Raw genomic sequence first — 17,355 nt, 5'->3', positions numbered from 1 at the left:
CTTCCTGCATTTTAGGCGCCGCCGTTGCACGCGGCACGTTCGCTGATAGTCTCTAAGTCCAAGAGGCTGAAACTTGGACCGGGAGAATACTGAGGATATCGCTGGAACACCTTGGACGGAGGTCGAGATCTCCGCCGTGGTCGATAGCTATTTTCGGATGCTGGCTTCTGAGAGAGCAGGAGCCGCCTACAGCAAGGCCCAGAATCGACGTCAGCTCATGACGATCGTGCGTCGATCTGAAGGCTCGATCGAACGCAAACTTCAAAATATTTCCGCTGTTCTCGATATGCTCGGCGCGCAGTGGATTAACGGCTACAAGCCGTTGGCGCACTATCAGGACGCCTTGGTCGCTGCCGTCGAGCGCAACGTCGGACAGGCACCGGACTTTCTCTATCCTGCAAGCATCGACACCCAACCGCTGGCGCTCAACGACGATGCCGTCTTTATTGCTCCGCCATCCGTCGCAGATTTCGAGAAGACACTGACGCCCGCCGTTCGCCGCCTGGTCGGAAAGTTCGACCCCGCCGAGCGTGATGCCAGGAACCGTCAATTGGGGGAAGCCGGCGAGAAATTTGTCCTGGAGTTCGAGCGCGACCGCTTAAGACGCGCTGGGCGCAGTGACCTCGCAGATGACGTCCGCTGGGTTTCCCATCTGGATGGAGACGGATACGGCTACGACGTCCGCTCCTTTGAAGCTGATGGCGAAGAGCGGCTTCTGGAAATTAAAACGACGTGCGGGCACGAACGCACCGCGTTTTGGCTAACACGTCGGGAAGTCGATGTTGCTACAGAGCAAAGCGATAGATACCGAATCCGGCGCGTCTTCCACTTCCGTAACCGCCCGCAGATGTTCGATATAGCACCGCCGCTCGAGCATGCGCTCCTGATGACGCCGACCACCTATTCCGCCGAACCTAGATAACCCCGTCCCAATCTCGCGAGCTGTGACGCTGGCCATGACGGCGAAGATCCCTTTCGCAAACAGCTTGACTATTAGGATATCCTTATGATGATATACATTCTCTACTAGGATATCACGGAGGCTGCGATGCAAGTTTCCAAATGGGGCAACAGCCTTGCTGTCCGCTTGCCCAAGGCGCTTGTGGAGGAGCTGGGCCTCAAAGAAGGCGATGAACTCGAGGTGGTCGCGGCCCGAAAAGGCGCGATAGAGGTCGAGACCAAGGAAGAACGGCGCCGCCGAGCGATAGAGAATATGCGCGCACGCAACTGGCCGCCCTTGCCTGCTGATTACAAGTTCGATCGCGACGAGGCGAACGAGCGGTGACCGCGTTTCTGGATACGAACATTCTCGTCTACGCCCAGCAGAGGGGCACCAAGGCGAAGATCTCGCAAGACCTGATCGACGAGGGCGGCACCATCAGTGTGCAAGTCCTGAACGAACTCGCAAACGTCTTGAGCAAGAAGCAGGGCCGAAGCTGGCGCGACATCGAGCTTGTGTTCGATGACATCGACAATGCGCTCGATCCGGTGTTGCCGCTGACGGCAACGACCAGTCGTGCGGCCCTTGCGCTCGCGCGAGATGATGGCTTCGCCTTCTATGATGCGCTGATCGTTGCCGCCGCGATCGAAGCCGGCTGCGATATCCTTTACAGCGAAGACATGCAGCATGGCCGCAGCATCGGCGGGCTCACCATCGTCAATCCGTTTCTTGGCAGTGCTTCACCGTCACCCTGAGGTGGCCGCTTCTTCAGCGGCCCTCGAAGGGCGACGGCCCGGCTGGCAGTTTGGCCGTTCATCCTTCGAGGCTCGCGGCACGATGCTGCGCATCGCGCCACTCGCGCCTCAGCGACTGTGTTCTTCGTCAAGCGGGTTGCCATTGTTTTTGGTCCCTGAGCATGGCGTTGAGGATGGTGAGGACTTTGCGAGCGACGGCGATGAGGGCCACCATCTTCGGCTTCCCGGCGATCAGCAGGCGTTGATAGAAGAGCTTGAGCTGCGGATGGTGTCGGCTGGCCGAGAGAGCGGCCATGTAGAGCCCGGCGCGCAGTGCGGCTCGCCCGCCGCCGATCATGCTCTTGCCCTTCCAGCGGCCGGATTGGCGGGTGAACGGAGCAAGGCCGGCGAGGCTTGCGATCTGGCGCCGATTGAGGGTGCCGAGCTCGGGCACCTCGGCCAGGAAGGTGCGGGCGAGCGTGTTGCTTACACCCGGAAAGCTCACCAGCAACTCCTCCTTGGCGCGCCAGACCGGCGAACCGCGCACCAGCGTGTCGATGTCGTTGTCGATCTCCAGCAGCTCCTTCTCGAGGACCTTGATGTGGCGGGCAAGGCTCTTGCGAACGCGGACATTCTCGGCCCGCTTCTCGCGCTGGCGCTCGGCAACGATCATCTCGATGATCTGCCGTCGGCGGCTGACCAGTTCGGCCAGCAGCCGGGCTTCCTGATCTGGCATGGCACGCGGCGTCGGCTTCACCGCCTCGACAAACCGCGCGATGACTGCCGCATCGATCGGATCGGTCTTGGCGCGCTGGCCAACGGCCTGCGCGAAGTGCCGGATCTGGGCCGGATTGACCACCACCAGCGGCAGTTGGGCGCCGGCCAGCGCCGCCGCGACAATGGTCTCGAAGCCGCCCGTCGCTTCCACTGCAATCAGCGTTGGCGAACAGGCCTGCAGACGGGCAACAAGGTCTTCCAAGCCTTTGCCGTCACGCGCCACGGCAAAGGCTTCCCCGCTCGGACGCAAATGCACGTCCAGCCGGTCCTTCGATACATCAATGCCAATATAGATCGCGTCCATCTGCACCCATCCTTGCGCAATCGGGCTCGCCAGGCGGCCCTCGCGACTGTTCGGGTTCAATGGAACAACGGACGGGGCGCCGCGCTGAGGCTCGGGCTTCAAAGCCCTGGGATGAGGCGGTCTCCCGTCCGCTACCGCACCGGACACTCTATCCGATCCAGTGAGTCGAAACTTACAAGGATGACGGGACCGGTAATTTGAAGGTGACCGCTCGGCCACCCCTACGGCGCCAGATACCGCATCAGCTCCGGATTGCCCCTCACCTCGCCGGCCGCGCCTTGCAGTGCGACTCTTCCGCGGTCCAGCACATAGGCGTAGTCGGCGACGCGCAAGGCGAGGTCGAGATGCTGTTCGACGATGATCACCGCGATGTCTTTCGCGAGCTCGATCAGGCGCTCGGTGATCTCCTCGATCACGCCGATCCAGACGCCTTCGGTCGGCTCGTCGAGCAGCAATAGCTTTGGATCCCCGAGCATGGCTCGGCCGATGGCGAGCATCTTGCGTTCGCCGCCGGAGAGCGTGCCGGCGGGCTGGTCGAGGCGCTGGCCGAGCTTTGGGAAGATGGTGAGCACGCGGTCGACCGCGGCGGTCGAATCCTTGTTGGCGAGCGAGCCGACCGCGAGATTGTCGCGCACCGACAGCCGCGCGAACACCGAATGCTCCTGCGGCACGTAGCCGATGCCGGCGCGGACGCGCTCCTGGGTGGCGCGGCGGCTGATGTCGCGGCCGTCGAAGGCGACCTCGCCCTTCCACGCCGGCAACTCGCCGACGATGGTCTTCATCAGCGTGGTCTTGCCGGCGCCGTTGCGCCCGAGCACGGCAACGCCACCGCGCCAGGGAATGCCGAGCGTGACGTCGAACAGGACCTGGCTGCGGCCATAGCCGGCGTCGAGATGCTTGATGTCCAAAAATTCAGGCACGGCGCAGATAGATCTCCTGGACGGATTTGTTGGCCTGGATCTCCGACACCGTGCCCGATGCCAGCACCTTTCCTTGGTCGAGCACGGTGAGGCGATCGCAGATGTCGCGGATGAAATCGAGGTCGTGCTCGACGATGACGAGCGAGCAGTGCTTTTTGATCGGCTGCAGCAGTTCGCCGGTGACGCGGCGCTCCTCGAGGCTCATGCCGCCCGTGGGCTCGTCGAGCAGCAGGAGCTTTGGCTTGCCGGCGAGCGCCATGGCGATCTCCAGCCATTGCTGCTGGCCGTGCGACAGCGCCGCCGCCGCATCGAAGGCACGGTCGGCGAGACGAAACTGCGTCAGCATGGTCATGACCTGATCGTGCAGCGCGCCGCGGGTGCGCGAGAACACGAGGTCGAACAGCGAGGACTGCGCCTGCAGCGCAAGCAGGATGTTGTCGTAGAGCGTCAGCGTCGGCAGCACGCTGGTGATCTGGAATTTCAGGCTCATGCCGGCGCGCGCCCGCTCGGTCGGCGTGAACGCGGTGATGTCGGTGTTGACGAAGCTCACCTTGCCCTGCGTCGGCACCTCGGCGCCGGCGATGCACTTCATCAGCGTGCTCTTGCCGGAGCCGTTCGGGCCGATCAGGCCGTGAAACTCGTTTTCGCCGACGGTCAGCGCGGCGCCGTCCAGCGCGGTCAGCTTGCCGAAGACTTTTTTGATGCCGACCGCTTCAAGGAGCATTGCGCTTCTCCTTAGCGGCAGCGCCGAAGCTGCCGACCCGCTCGCGCTCGCCCAAGACAAAACTGATCAGGCCGAGCGGCCGGAACAGGATCACGAGCAGCAGCAGCAATCCCAAAATGATCGGCCAGATGTCGCGGTAATTGTCCGACAGCCAGAAGCTGACGCCCTCGACGATCACCGTGCCGATGACCGCGCCGATCAGCGTGCCGGAGCCGCCGAACAGGACGTAGAGCACGACCTGGGTCGAGACGACGACGCCGACCATGTTGGGCCAGACGAAGCCTTCGTGGAACGCATAGAGGCTGCCGGCGAGTCCGGCGATGGCGCCGCCGATCGCAAAGATGATGGCTTTCAGATGCTGCGCCTTGTAGCCGAAGAAGGCGATGCGCTGCTCGTTCTCGCGCAAGCCCGCCAGCGCGAGGCCGAACTGCGAGCGCACCAGGAAGCGGCATAGCAGGTAGACGACGACGAGGATGCCGAGCACGAGATAGTAGAAGGCCGGCCCTTCCGAGAACTCGTGACCAGCGAGCGACATCGGTGCGATCGAGGGGATGCCGTTCTGGCCGCCGAGATAGTACCAGCCGCGCGCGAGGCGATCGGCAGCGTAGGAGCCGGTGAGCGTGCCGAGCGAGACGAAGATCACGCTGGAGGGATGCCGGCCCAGCAACAGGAAGCCGCCGAGCAGGAGCGCGAAGGTGAGGCCGATCAACGTGCCCGCGGGCAGCACCAGGAAGATGTTGGTGATGTCGAGGTCACGCGCGAGCAGCGCGACACCATAGCCGGCCGAGCCGAAGAACAGGGCCTGGCCGAAGCTCATGATGCCGGCATAGCCCCAGACCAGGTCGAACGACAGCGCGAACAGCGCGAGGATGATCACGCGCGTCGCGAACACCGTGAGATAATCCTGCAGCACCAGCGGCGCGAGCAGCGCCGCGACCAGCACGACGCCCTCCACGATCGGCAGGACTTTTCGTCCCGCGGCCGCCTTGGCCGCCGTTCCGCTGCTACCCACCGCCGCGTCCATATCCCCGCCGATCTCGGCGGGGATCGTCTGCTTCACTGCGCCCATCGCTTTCGGCATTCTACGTCAGCATTCCTTGGGATCGACGAGGCCGCTGCTGCGCGCGACGATCTCGTAATTCCCGCCCTTGGCAACTGCCGTGTACATCTTCATCTTGCAGTGCCGCTTGCCCGGCACCATCTCGGCTGGGCCACCCGGACCTTCGGCGATCTTGGCATGGTCCAGCGCGGCGGCGACCGAGTCGCGGTCGATCTTGCCGGCTTCCTTGACGGCGGCTTCCCACAGCTTCAGGCCGCGATAGGTGCCGGTGGCGGCGCTGCCGGCGGCGAACAGGAAGTTGCCCGGAAAATCCTTCTCGTAGGCCGCCTGGATCTTTGCGTCGAACGGGTTCTCCTTGGTCAGCACCTTGAAATAGTCGAGGCAGCTCGCAAGGCCCTCGATCTCGCTGGCCTGGTTGATGTTGAGCGTGTTCTCGTCATAGTAGACGCAGGCCAGACGCCCGCCGTTCTTGAGGAAACCGGCTTCATAGAGCTGCTTGAAGAACGGGCCGACACCGGGCGGAATGACCGTGTTGAAGACGACGTCGACCTTGTTGGAGATGATGCGGTTGACCGTCGCGGAGAAATCGACCTGGTCGAGCGGGTAGTACTCCTCGAACACGACCTCACCGCCATTGGATTCGATCACCTTGCGGGCATAGACGTTGAGCGTATGCGGCCAGACGTAGTTGGCGCTCGGCAGCGCGAACTTCTTGCCGCCGTTCTTGATCAGCCAGGGAATGAACTCGTCGCACTGCTGCGCCGGTGTCGGGCCGGTGCAGAACAGGTAGGGCGTGCACTCCTTGCCCTCATAGAGCTGCGGATAGATGTAGAGCGTCTTGCCGCGCGCGACGATCGGGTCCTTGATCGCGTTGCGCATCGACGAGGTGATGCCGCCCAGCACCATGTCGACCTTGTCGCGCTGGATCAGTTTTCGCACGTTGCCGACCGCGACGGATTCGTTCGACGCAGTATCCTCGATGTAGAGCTCGAGCGGACGGCCGAGCAGGCCGCCGGAATTGTTGATCTCCTTGATCACCATCTTGGCGACATTGGCATCGGCATTGCCGGCATAGGCGATCGGACCGGTGAGGTCGGTGGCGATGCCGACCTTGATCGGACCTTCGGCCGCGTTGGCCCAATCGGCCGGGATCACCCAGCTGCCGACGCCGGTCGCGACGGCGCCAGTGGTGAAGGCGAAATTGGAGAGGAAACGGCGGCGTGTGAGCTGAGTGCGATTGAACATGTGACTAAACCCCTTTTCCAGCGATGAGGCCCTGCGGGCGGAATTTGATAAAGACAATGGCGAGCACGAAGACGAGGACGTCGGCGACGACGGGCGCCATCACCCATGGCAATGCGGCACTCAGCGTGCCGATGACGCCGGCGCCCGCGACCGGCCCGATGAAGGAGCCGACGCCGCCGACCATGACCGCGACAAAGCCCTGGATCAGGAAGCGCAGGCCGAGATCGGCGAACAGGCTGAACACCGGCACGATCAGCGCGCCGGCAAGGCCGGCGAGCGCGGCACCGAACGCAAAAGTGGCGCCGTAGATCAGCGGCGTGGAGATGCCGGAGGCGCGCGCCAGCGACGGGTTCTCCAGCGTGGCACGGACGCGCAGACCAAAGCTCGTGCGCGAGAGCAGCAGGTAGCAGCCGCCCATGACCAGCAGCGTGATGACGATGATGGTGAAGCGCCAGGCAGAGATGTGCATGGCGCCGATGTCGATCGAGCCGCCGATCGGTTCGGGCACGGTGAGATAGAAGCCGCCGATCAACCCGCGCACGGATTCGCGGATGATGAGGCCGAGCGCATAGGTGCCGAGCATGGCGACGATCGGCGCAGCATAGAAGCGGCGGATGATCACCGCCTCCAGCACGAAGCCGAGCGCGCCGACCAGAAAGGGCGCAGCGACCATGCCGGCCCAGATCGGCAGGCCCTTGGCATAGGCGAGATAGGTGATGTAGGCCCCGAGCAGGACGAACTCTCCCTGCGCGAAGTTGAAGATGCCCATCATGCTGGCGATGATCCCGAGCCCCAGCACGATCAGGACGATGATCGCGCCGAAGCTCAGGATCTCGAACGCCGCGACGAACGCGTTAGCCATGCGGGAGATTCTTGTTTTGACGCGTTTTCTTCACGCGAACCGGTATCCACTTCGCTCGAAGACGCTCTGGTCCGTCCGTCTGCATTAAGTCGCTTCTCACATCTTCTTCCAGTCGCCGATCTGCTCGAAAGCATGGGCGGCGCGGTAGATGGTGGACTCCTCGAACATGCGGCCGACCAGCATCAAGCCGACCGGCAGGCCGTCGGCCATGCCGCAGGGCAGCGACATCGCCGGGTGATGGGTGATGTCGAACGGCGCGGTGTTCGAGATCATCTCGAGCGCACGCGCGACGTACTCCTCGCGGCTGGCATTGGGCTCCGGCAGTTTGGTTGCCTTCATCGGCGTGGTCGGCATCAGCAGCAGATCGTAATCGCCGAACGCCTTGTCATAGGCCGCGGTCAGCCGACGGGAGATGTTGAGCGCCTTGCCGTAGAAGCGCGGACCGAAATTGTTGTTGATGTAGGTGCCGAGCATCATGAACAGCTTCGTGGTCTCGGACAGCGAGTCGGCCTGCCGGCGCCAGCCACGATGAAAATCCATCAGCGAGGTCGAATAGAGATCGCCGCGGCTGAGGCCGTAGCCGTCGCCGAACATCATGGTCTGCGTCAGGCCCTCGGTGCCGATCGGGGTCCAGATCGCGCCGCCCAGGAGATGCATCGGGATCGAGACGGTCTCTACGGTGGCGCCGAGATCCTTGAAACGTTTTGCCGCCTCGCGCACGCTTTCATTCACCGCAGCCTCTGCGACCGGCTGCTCAAAGCCTTCCTTGAGGATGCCGATCTTCATGCCCTTGACGCCCTGGCCGAGCGCCTTGGTGTATTCCTCGACCTTCGGCGCCTTGATGCGCGGATCGTAGCCGTCATCGCCGGCGAGCACTTCGAGCAGCAGCGCGTTGTCGGCGACCGTCGCCGTCATCGGACCGGTATGATCGACGTAGATCTCGATCGGCATGATCCCGGTATAGGGCACGAGTCCCCAGGTCGGCTTCATGCCGTAGATGCCGCAGAACGAGGACGGCATGCGGATCGAGCCGCCCTGATCGCCGCCGATCGCCATGTCGACCTCGCCGAGCGCGACCACGACGCCCGAGCCCGACGACGAGCCGCCGGCCGAGTAACCCATCTTGTGTGGATTATGCACCGGCCCGTAGGAGCCGGTGTGGCTGCCGCCGGACAGGCAGAAATGCTCGCAATGCACCTTGCCCTTGATCTCGGCGCCGGCATCCAGCATGCGCGTGACGATGGTGGCGTCGAAATCGGGCACATAGCCTTCCAGCGTCGACGAGCCGTTGGTCATGGGCACGCCGGCCAGCATGATGTTGTCTTTCAGCGCAACGGTCTTGCCCTTGAGCTTGCCGCTGGCAGCACCCTTCACGGTCGACTTGCGATACCAGGCGTTGCGCGGGTTCTCCTCGGGCGAAGGCCGATAGCCCGGCGTGCGCGGATATTTCACCTCCGGCAATTCGTCCGGCATCGCGGCAACGAGATTGTAGGCTTCGATCGAGCCCTGCATCAGGCCGCGGAACGAGGCGACGTCGTCATCGGTGAGCGAAAGGCCGCATTGCTCGGCGACACTGCGAAGTTGGGCGGGCGTGGGAAGGACAACTGTCACGGCGCTCTCCTCTGAGGCTTCTTGATCCCTGGCGTTGGACGGAAGCCGCTCGCTCGCGCCTGCACGGCGCGGGCCAATCGGCTTCGCGGCGATATTACAGACGGAAATATTTTCCTTTTCAAGTATTATTTCGCAAGTCCGCTGCGGCGTATCAGCGACCGTCTCTTAAAGCGTCTTGATGATCCTGAAGTCGAGACCGTCGGCTTCAGCGAGGTACATCGGCATCTCGGCGCGACCATCGCGTAGCGTCACGGGGCCGCGGCCCGCCGTATAGACGGTGTTGCGCGCGGCCTTGAGCAGCGGACGAAAGGCCAGCGAGCCGGCGCGGTTGGCGACGGATTCCAGGAAGCGCAGCCCCTCATAGTTCGACTGACCGACGGAGCCGACCGGCGGCGCGTTGGCACCGAACATGGAATGATAGGCACTGAGGAACTCGTCATTGGCGCGCGAGGCCATGCCGTTGAAATAGCCGGAGGCGCAGAACAAATTCTCGGTGTTGTCGGCGCCGATACCGAGCAGCACGGTCTCGTCCATCGCACCGGCAAGCCGCAGCGTCGAGGTGGCGAGGCCCGCCTCGGCGAAGGCGCGGTTGAAGGTGATGCTGTCGGTGCCGATCAGCGAGATCAGCACCACGTCCGGCTTGGCGGCGCGGATGCGCGCCAGATGCGGCTCGTGATTGTCCTCGCCGACGGGCACGAACTCCTCGCCGACCACCTTTCCGCCAGCTTCCTTGATGTAGCGCTTCACCGATCGATGCGACTGCCACGGCCAGACGTAATCGCTGCCGATCAGGTACCAGCGCGTGCCCTTCTTGACGTCCGCCAGCCAGTGGATCGCCGGCCGGCTCTGCCAGCGCGGCGTCTCACCGATCGCCATCACGCCCGGCGTGCGCTCGCCGCCTTCATAGACCGGGGTGTAGATGTAGGGGATGCGGTTGCCGGTGACCTTGCGCAGCGCGACGCGGACCGCGCTGATATGCGAGCCCATGATGAGGTCGACCTCGTCGAAGGCGATCGCCTGCTCGGCGCGGCGCACCACCTCGTCGATCGGTCCGCCGGAATCGTAGATCGACAGCTCGAGCTCGCGGCCGAGAATGCCGCCGCGCTTGTTGATCTCGGCGACCGCGAGCATCGCGCTGTTGGTGGAGGTGGGGCCCCAGATCCCGGGCGAGCCGGTGAAGGTGAGGAAATTGCCGATGCGCAGCTTGTTGCGCGCGCCGCGGCGCTTCATGAAATGCGCGTCGACCGGAGACAGGTCGAAGTCAGCCGCCGACGACGACAGATTCCTGAACAGCAGGGACGGCGGCAACGCCGGACCGCCGTGAGCCGGGAAGTTTACCGTCGCGCGCACGCCAACTCCTGTCTGGCACCAGACCTGAAAGCACATTGAGCAGGCGGCCGCGGCTTCCGCCCTTTTGTTGGGCAATGATCCTATTTTGAAAATATTGAATATTCAAGAATTGAAGTGCATATAGATGCAGCATTGATTGCAAGACATTCACTCATTTGGGTCAAGACGAAGTCTTAGCCGTGGCAAAACCGTCGAAAGAAAACTCCCCGATCACAGAACATCTCGCTTACCTGCTCGCGCAAGCCAACCGGGAGATCAACCGGCAGCTGGAACTGCGCTTGAGCAAGGAAGGCGTTCCCGTCGAGCAATGGCGCATCCTGAAAGTGCTGTCGGATGGCAACGGCCATTCGATGGGCGAGCTTGCGGACGCGGTGCTGCTCAACCATCCGACGCTGACCAAGATGATCGACCGCATGGTCTCCGACACGCTGGTCTATCGCGTGCAGGACCCGAACGACCGCCGCAAGGTGCTGATGTTCATCTCCGACCGCGGCAAGGTGCTGTGCAAGAAGCTCAACTCGCTCGCGGTCGACCAGGAGGAGCACATCCTGGAGAGCTACGGCGACAAGTCGACGAGCGAGCTGAAGCGGCTGCTGGAGAGCTTGATCGACAGCTCGAATTGAGCTCGTCGTATCAGAGGCGATCTCTCAACTCACGTCGTCCTGGACAAGCGCAGATCCAGGACCCATTACCCCAACGCGCAGTTTGACGATGACTCGCGGTTGCCAGCGTCGCGCCACAACTTCTCCCTGGGGTCATGGGTCCCGGCTTTCGCCAGGACGACGTTGTGGGGCTGACCGCGCAACCACACGCACAACTGTCATCGCCCGATTTAATCGGGCGATCCAGTATTCCAGAGACGGATGTGATTAAGCCGAGAGGCCGCGGCGTACTGGGTCGCCCGGTCAAGCCGGGCGACGACAGCGGAGAATGAGGCGCTGGTATCGCGCCTCACGTGCGCATGACTGCGAAGCTAGCGGCTAAGCATACCGCCCGTGGCAGTGCTTGTACTTCTTGCCCGAGCCGCACGGGCAATCCTCGTTGCGGCCGACCTTGCCCCAGCTCGCCGGATTCTTGGGATCGCGCAGCGCGGCGTCGGTGGCCTGCGCGCCGAGCGTGACGCTGGCGAGCGCCATCTCGTCTTCGCCGGTGTTCGGGTCGAACTTGTGCGCTTCCATCGCCGGCAGCACCGGGGCTTCCTGCTCCGGCGGGACGATTTCGACCCGCATCAGTTGGGCGGTAACGGCCTCGCGCAGGTGGGCGCTCATCTCCTGGAAGAGGTTGAAAGCCTCGGTCTTGTACTCCTGCAACGGATCGCGCTGACCGTAGCCGCGCAGGCCGATGACCTGGCGCAGATGGTCGAGCATGATCAGGTGCTCGCGCCAGAGATGGTCGAGCGTCTGCAGCAGAATGGTCTTCTCGACGTAACGCATCACGTCGGGACCCCATTGCGCGACCTTGGCCGCCATGTGCTCATCGGCCTTGGTCTCGATGCGCGTGAGCAGCTCCTCGTCGGCAATGCCCTCTTCCTTGGCCCATTCGTCGACCGGCAGGTCGAGATCGAGCACGCGCTTCAGCTCTTCCTTGAGACCGGCGACGTCCCACTGCTCGGCATAGGCGTGCTCGGGCACGTGCTTGGCGACGAGGTCGTCGATGAAGGCGTGGCGCATGTCGGCGATGGTCTCGGCGACGCTCTCGTCCTTCATCAGGTCGACGCGCTGGTCGAAGATCACCTTGCGCTGGTCGTTCTGGACGTTGTCGAACTTGAGCAGGTTCTTGCGGATGTCGAAGTTGCGCGCCTCGACCTTCTGCTGCGCCTTCTCGAGCGCCTTGTTGATCCAGGGATGGATGATCGCCTCGCCCTCTTGCAGGCCAAGACGCTGGAGCATGCTGTCGAGGCGATCCGAGCCGAAGATGCGCATCAGATCGTCTTCCAGCGACAGGAAGAATTTCGAGCGGCCGGGATCGCCCTGACGGCCGGAACGGCCGCGCAGCTGGTTGTCGATGCGGCGGGATTCGTGGCGCTCGGAGCCCATGATGTAGAGGCCGCCGGGCTTCTTCACGGTCTTGGCGGGCTTGCTCCCCTTCGCCGGCTCGATCTCGACCTCTTCCTCGGCCTTCAGCACGATGTCGCGGAAGTGCTCGATGTCGGCCTTGATCTGCTCGATCTTCTTGGCCTTCTCGGCCTCGTCCTCGATGCCTGCGGTCTCCTGCTGGATGCGCATCTCGAGCGAGCCGCCGAGCTTGATGTCGGTGCCGCGGCCGGCCATGTTGGTCGCGATCGTGATCGCGCCCGGCACGCCGGCTTCCGCCACGATATAGGCTTCCTGCTCGTGGAAGCGCGCGTTCAGCACAGCGAACAGCTTTGCCGGCTTGCCGGCGCGGGCGGCGGCATACAGCTTCTGCATCGAATTCTCGTTGCCGAAATCGATCTGCCGGTAGCCGTGCTTCTTCAGATATTCGGCGATCACTTCCGATTTCTCGATCGAGGCGGTGCCGACCAGCACCGGCTGAAGGCGCGCATTGGCGCGCTCGATCTCGGCCAGGATCGCGGCGTATTTCTCGTTCTGGGTACGATAGACCTCGTCGTCCTCGTCGAGGCGGGCGACCGGCAGGTTGGTCGGGATTTCCACGACCTCGAGCTTGTAGATGTCGAACAGCTCGTCGGCTTCGGTCAGCGCCGTACCGGTCATGCCGGCGAGCTTCTCGTACATCCGGAAATAGTTCTGGAAGGTGATCGAGGCGAGCGTCTGGTTCTCGGGCTGAACCGTAACGTGCTCCTTGGCTTCGAGCGCCTGGTGCAGGCCTTCCGAATAACGCCGGCCGGCCATCATGCGCCCGGTGAACTCGTCGATGATCACGACCTCGTCGTCGCGGACGATGTAGTCCTTGTCGCGGGTGAACAGCGTGTGGGCGCGCAGCGCCTGATTGATGTGGTGCACGACGGAGACGTTCTCGACGTCGTAGAGCGATTCACCCTTGAGCTGGCCGGCATCGCGCAGCAGGCCCTCGATCTTCTCCATGCCGGCTTCGGTCAGCGTCACCGTGCGCTGCTTCTCGTCGACATCATAGTCGGTCTTGTCGAGCTTGGGCAGGAAGCTGTCGATGGTGTTGTAGAAGTCGGAGCGGTCGTCGAGCGGGCCGGAGATGATCAGCGGCGTGCGCGCTTCGTCGATCAGGATGGAGTCGACCTCGTCGACGATGGCGTAGAAGTGCGGCCGCTGGACCATGTCCTCGAGCCGGTACTTCATGTTGTCGCGTAAGTAGTCGAAGCCGTATTCGTTGTTGGTGCCGTAAGTGATGTCGCAGGCATAGGCCGCCTTGCGCTCGGCATCGTCGAGGCCATGCACGATCACGCCGGTGGTCAGGCCGAGGAAGCCGTAGATCTGGCCCATCCAGCCGGAGTCGCGGCGGGCGAGGTAGTCGTTGACGGTGACGACGTGGACGCCCTTGCCGGCGAGCGCGTTGAGATAGACCGCGAGCGTTGCGACCAGCGTCTTGCCTTCGCCGGTCTTCATCTCGGCGATGTCGCCCTCGTGCAGCACGATGCCGCCGATGAGCTGGACGTCGAAATGGCGCTGGCCGAGCGTGCGCTTGGCGGCCTCGCGCACCGTGGCGAAGGCGGGGACCAGAATGTCGTCGAGCGTCTTGCCCTCGGCAAGCTGCTTCTTGAACTCGGCGGTGCGGGCCTTCAGCGCCTCGTCGGAGAGTTTCGAGACCTCGGGCTCCAGCGCGTTGATCGCGTTGACGCGGGACTGGTATCCTTTCACCCGCCGGTCGTTGGCGGAGCCGAAAAACTTGCGGGCGAGCGCGCCGATCATGCCTAGTTCCTGTGTTCGCGATTCAACCGCGTTGCAGCCAAGAAGTTGTCACCCGCCTGCCTATCAACTCACCGTGACGCCTGATGGCGTCAGAGCCCGGACTGCGGGGGTCATCCGCCATATGGGTGGGAATTGGGCAAGTCTGGGTTCAACGGCCAAAAACGCAGCAAAATAAACGCCATCGCCATGGACGCGACCGGGCAGAGATATGGCCCGGTCATGGCCTTGTCAACGGCGGGCGCATTGCGGCTAATTCATCATTTTGACAGACTTTTCGCGTTGCCAAGCCCCCCTGATTGGGCGAGTGTCCGCCCCGCTCGAGCAGCCCCCTGCTTCAACAAAAGGATTTTCCATGACCACCTCGTTCCCGGTAACCAAAACCGGCCTGCGCTTCGGCCTCGCCACCGCCCTCGTGGGCTGCCTTGCGCTGGCGCTGATCGCGGGTCCCGGCCGGGCTGCCGACGATCCGGTGCTGGCGAAGGTCAATGGGGCTGAAATCAAGAAGAGCGACGTTGCCATGGCCGAGGAGGAACTCGGGCCGAGCCTCGCCCAGATGGACCCGGCGACCAAGGACGAGAATGTCCTGTCCTTCCTGATCGACATGAAGATCGTCAGCAAGGCTGCCGAAGACAAGAAGGTCGCCGACAGCGAGGAGTTCAAGAAGCGCCTGGCGTTCGCCCGCAACCGCCTGCTGATGGACAGCCTGCTGGCCAACGAGGGCAAGGCCGCCACCACCCCCGACGCGATGAAGAAGGTCTATGAGGAGGCCTCCAAGCAGATCACCGGCGAGCAGGAGGTGCGCGCCCGCCACATCCTGGTCGAGACCGAGGACGAGGCCAAGGCGGTGAAGGCCGAGCTCGACAAGGGCGCCGATTTCGCCGAGCTCGCCAAGAAGAAGTCCAAGGATCCGGGCTCCGCCGACGGCGGCGACCTCGGCTTCTTCACCAAGGAGCAGATGGTGCCGGAATTCTCGGTCGTTGCCTTCGCACTCGAGCCGGGCAAGATCTCCGACCCCGTGAAGTCCCAGTTCGGCTGGCACATCATCAAGGTCGAGGAAAAGCGCGCCCGCAAGGCGCCGGACTTCGAGCAGGTCAAGGCCCAGATCGAGAACTACGTCACCCGCAAGGCCCAGGCCGACTACGTCGCCAAGCTGCGCGCCGAGGCCAAGGTCGAGCGGCTGGACCAGCCGGCGGCGGATGCGAAGCCCTCCGACGCGGCCAAGCCCTCCGACAGCAAGATGGCGCCGCCGGCGAAGAAGTAAGCCGCGAAGACATTTCGACGTCGCGATGGCCGGGCATGTCCCGGCCATTTGCTTTTTCCTCGTAGCCCGGATGGAGCGCAGCGTAATCCGGGACCGCTGCATCGGCGGATCGACTGGCCCCGGATTACGCTGCGCTTCATCCGGGCTACAAATCGTCGTCCTGGCGAAAGCCAGGACCCATACGCCGCAGCAAGTGTTGGTTTGCGCCGGCGGTCGTGGCCTTCGTGAACAATTGATGACGGTGGTAATGGGCCCTGGCTTTCGCCAGGACGACGATGAAGCGCGCCTCTCCCAATCCGCCGAGTGAGATGATAGGAAGCGCCTCCCTCCCCGTTACCGGAAGCCCACGATGTCCACCTCCGTCTCCCCGCTCGCCCCGAAAACCGTTCCCGACATGCCCGTGATCGCGGGCATCCGCCTTGCGACGGCCGAGGCCGGCATCCGCTACAAGAACCGCACCGACGTGCTGCTGGCGGTGATGGACAAGGGCACGGCGGTGGCCGGCGTCTTCACCAAATCGAAGTGCCCGTCGGCGCCGGTCGAATGGTGCCGCGCCAAGCTGAAGGGCGGCAAGGCGCGCGCGCTGGTGGTCAATTCCGGCAATGCCAATGCCTTCACCGGCAAGACCGGCCGCGCCTCCACCGCGCTGACCGCGAAGATCGCGGCCAAGGCCGTCGGCTGCAGCGAGGGCGAGATCTTCCTGGCCTCGACCGGCGTGATCGGCGAGCCGCTGGATGCGACCAAGTTCGACGGCGTGCTCGGCCGCCTCGCCGAGACCGCCGAGCCCGGCGACTATCTCGCCGCGGCCAAGGCGATCATGACCACCGACACCTTCCCGAAGGTCGCGACCGCGACCGTCAAGCTCGGCAAGGCCAAGGTCACCATCAACGGCATGGCCAAGGGCGCCGGCATGATCGCCCCCGATATGGCGACGATGCTGTCCTTCATCTTCACCGACGCGCCGATCGCGCCCGCAGCGCTGCAGGCCCTGCTCAAGAGCGGCGTCGAGGATACGTTCAATGCCGTGACGATCGACGGTGACACCTCGACCTCGGACACGCTGCTGGCATTCGCCACCGGCGCCGCTGCCGAGCATGGCGCACCAAAGATCAGCCGCGCCAGCGACCCGCGCCTGAAGGCCTTCGTCAAGGCCTTCAACCAGGTGCTCGCCAACCTCGCCGAGCAGGTCGCCCGCGACGGCGAAGGTGCGCGCAAGCTGGTCGAGATCACCGTCGAGGGCGCCAAGACCAAGGCCTCGGCGCGCAAGATCGCGATGTCGATAGCGAACTCGCCGCTGGTCAAGACCGCCATCGCCGGCGAGGACGCCAATTGGGGCCGCGTGGTGATGGCCGTCGGCAAGGCCGGCGAGCCCGCCGATCGCGACAAGCTCTCGATCTCGTTCAACGGCATCCGCGTCGCCAAGAGCGGCGCGCGCGATCCCGACTACGACGAGGCGCAGGTGTCGGAAGCGATGAAGGCGCCGGAGATCGCAATCAAGGTCTCGCTCGGCCTCGGCAAGGGCCGCGACCGCGTGCTGACTTGCGACCTCACCAAGGAGTATGTGGCGATCAACGGGGACTACAGGTCGTAGTTTCTACTACTCCCTCCCCGTCATCCTGAGGTGCGAGGCACGCGGCGCAAAGCGCCGCGTTGGGAGCCTCGAAGGATGAACGGCCACGCCGCCACCGCGAGGGAAGAGCCGGGCCGTCGCCCTTCGAGGGCCGCTGAAGGAGCGGCCGCCTCAGG

Annotated in this window: 15 protein-coding genes; 6 read left to right on the top strand and 9 right to left on the bottom strand. The window is 63.8% G+C overall.

What is annotated here, in order from left to right; all coding sequences use genetic code 11:
- Positions 1 to 73 precede the first annotated feature (73 nt).
- The 3 genes from QA649_RS03445 to QA649_RS03435 all read left to right on the top strand — a co-directional run bounded on the left by QA649_RS03445 (position 74) and on the right by QA649_RS03435 (position 1,695).
- Entirely contained in the window at positions 74 to 922 is an 849-nt protein-coding gene (locus QA649_RS03445) for a DUF3883 domain-containing protein (RefSeq protein ID WP_283022972.1), read from the top strand.
- 126 nt (positions 923 to 1,048) lie between these two features.
- Entirely contained in the window at positions 1,049 to 1,285 is a 237-nt protein-coding gene (locus tag QA649_RS03440; RefSeq protein ID WP_283022971.1) for an AbrB/MazE/SpoVT family DNA-binding domain-containing protein, read from the top strand.
- Positions 1,282 to 1,695, top strand: a complete 414-nt coding sequence (locus QA649_RS03435; protein ID WP_283022970.1) for a PIN domain-containing protein — start codon at positions 1,282 to 1,284, stop codon at positions 1,693 to 1,695. Before QA649_RS03440 ends, QA649_RS03435 begins: the two co-directional genes overlap by 4 nt.
- Positions 1,696 to 1,822: 127 nt before the next feature.
- Here QA649_RS03435 and QA649_RS03430 read toward each other — a convergent pair whose 3' ends face one another.
- The 8 genes from QA649_RS03430 to QA649_RS03395 form a co-directional block, all read right to left on the bottom strand.
- On the bottom strand, positions 1,823 to 2,755 hold the full coding sequence (locus tag QA649_RS03430) for a transposase (protein ID WP_283026035.1): 933 nt from the start codon (positions 2,753 to 2,755) through the stop codon (positions 1,823 to 1,825).
- 221 nt (positions 2,756 to 2,976) lie between these two features.
- Positions 2,977 to 3,675, bottom strand: coding sequence for an ABC transporter ATP-binding protein (locus QA649_RS03425; protein WP_283022969.1), 699 nt, complete (start codon positions 3,673 to 3,675; stop codon positions 2,977 to 2,979).
- Entirely contained in the window at positions 3,668 to 4,399 is a 732-nt protein-coding gene (locus QA649_RS03420; RefSeq protein ID WP_283022968.1) for an ABC transporter ATP-binding protein, read from the bottom strand. The genes QA649_RS03425 and QA649_RS03420 overlap by 8 nt, the downstream gene beginning before the upstream one ends.
- The gene (locus QA649_RS03415) at positions 4,389 to 5,480 is read right to left on the bottom strand and encodes a branched-chain amino acid ABC transporter permease (protein WP_283022967.1); all 1,092 of its coding nucleotides are present in this window, start codon (positions 5,478 to 5,480) and stop codon (positions 4,389 to 4,391) included. The genes QA649_RS03420 and QA649_RS03415 overlap by 11 nt, the downstream gene beginning before the upstream one ends.
- Before the next feature lie 6 nt (positions 5,481 to 5,486).
- Entirely contained in the window at positions 5,487 to 6,704 is a 1,218-nt protein-coding gene (locus tag QA649_RS03410) for a substrate-binding protein (protein WP_283022966.1), read from the bottom strand.
- 4 nt (positions 6,705 to 6,708) lie between these two features.
- A complete protein-coding gene (locus tag QA649_RS03405) occupies positions 6,709 to 7,566 on the bottom strand; it encodes a branched-chain amino acid ABC transporter permease (RefSeq protein WP_283022965.1) in 858 nt (285 codons plus the stop codon).
- A gap of 96 nt (positions 7,567 to 7,662) precedes the next feature.
- Positions 7,663 to 9,177: an amidase gene (locus tag QA649_RS03400; protein ID WP_283022964.1), complete on the bottom strand. Its 1,515-nt coding sequence runs from the start codon at positions 9,175 to 9,177 to the stop codon at positions 7,663 to 7,665.
- Positions 9,178 to 9,342: 165 nt separating this feature from the next.
- Positions 9,343 to 10,527 (bottom strand): substrate-binding domain-containing protein, encoded by a 1,185-nt coding sequence (locus QA649_RS03395; protein WP_283022963.1) that lies wholly within the window; start codon positions 10,525 to 10,527, stop codon positions 9,343 to 9,345.
- 179 nt (positions 10,528 to 10,706) lie between these two features.
- Between QA649_RS03395 and QA649_RS03390 the strand changes: the two genes are divergently transcribed.
- Complete coding sequence (locus tag QA649_RS03390) at positions 10,707 to 11,150, top strand: MarR family transcriptional regulator (protein WP_025576502.1); 444 nt, start codon at positions 10,707 to 10,709, stop codon at positions 11,148 to 11,150.
- Between the two features lie 357 nt (positions 11,151 to 11,507).
- Here QA649_RS03390 and secA read toward each other — a convergent pair whose 3' ends face one another.
- Positions 11,508 to 14,348: a preprotein translocase subunit SecA gene (gene secA / locus QA649_RS03385; RefSeq protein ID WP_283022962.1), complete on the bottom strand. Its 2,841-nt coding sequence runs from the start codon at positions 14,346 to 14,348 to the stop codon at positions 11,508 to 11,510.
- Between the two features lie 352 nt (positions 14,349 to 14,700).
- Between secA and QA649_RS03380 the strand changes: the two genes are divergently transcribed.
- A complete protein-coding gene (locus QA649_RS03380) occupies positions 14,701 to 15,609 on the top strand; it encodes a peptidylprolyl isomerase (RefSeq protein WP_283022961.1) in 909 nt (302 codons plus the stop codon).
- A 349-nt stretch (positions 15,610 to 15,958) separates the two neighbouring features.
- Positions 15,959 to 17,200 carry a bifunctional glutamate N-acetyltransferase/amino-acid acetyltransferase ArgJ gene (gene argJ / locus QA649_RS03375; RefSeq protein WP_283022960.1) on the top strand — a complete coding sequence of 414 codons (1,242 nt, stop codon included), beginning with the start codon at positions 15,959 to 15,961 and terminating at the stop codon, positions 17,198 to 17,200.
- The last annotated feature ends 155 nt before the right edge of the window (positions 17,201 to 17,355 follow it).

It is taken from the genome of Bradyrhizobium sp. CB1717, assembly GCF_029714325.1.
GTDB lineage: Bacteria > Pseudomonadota > Alphaproteobacteria > Rhizobiales > Xanthobacteraceae > Bradyrhizobium.
The sequence above is the reverse complement of the archived record's forward strand: the minus strand, read 5'-3'. Positions and strand labels throughout refer to the sequence as shown.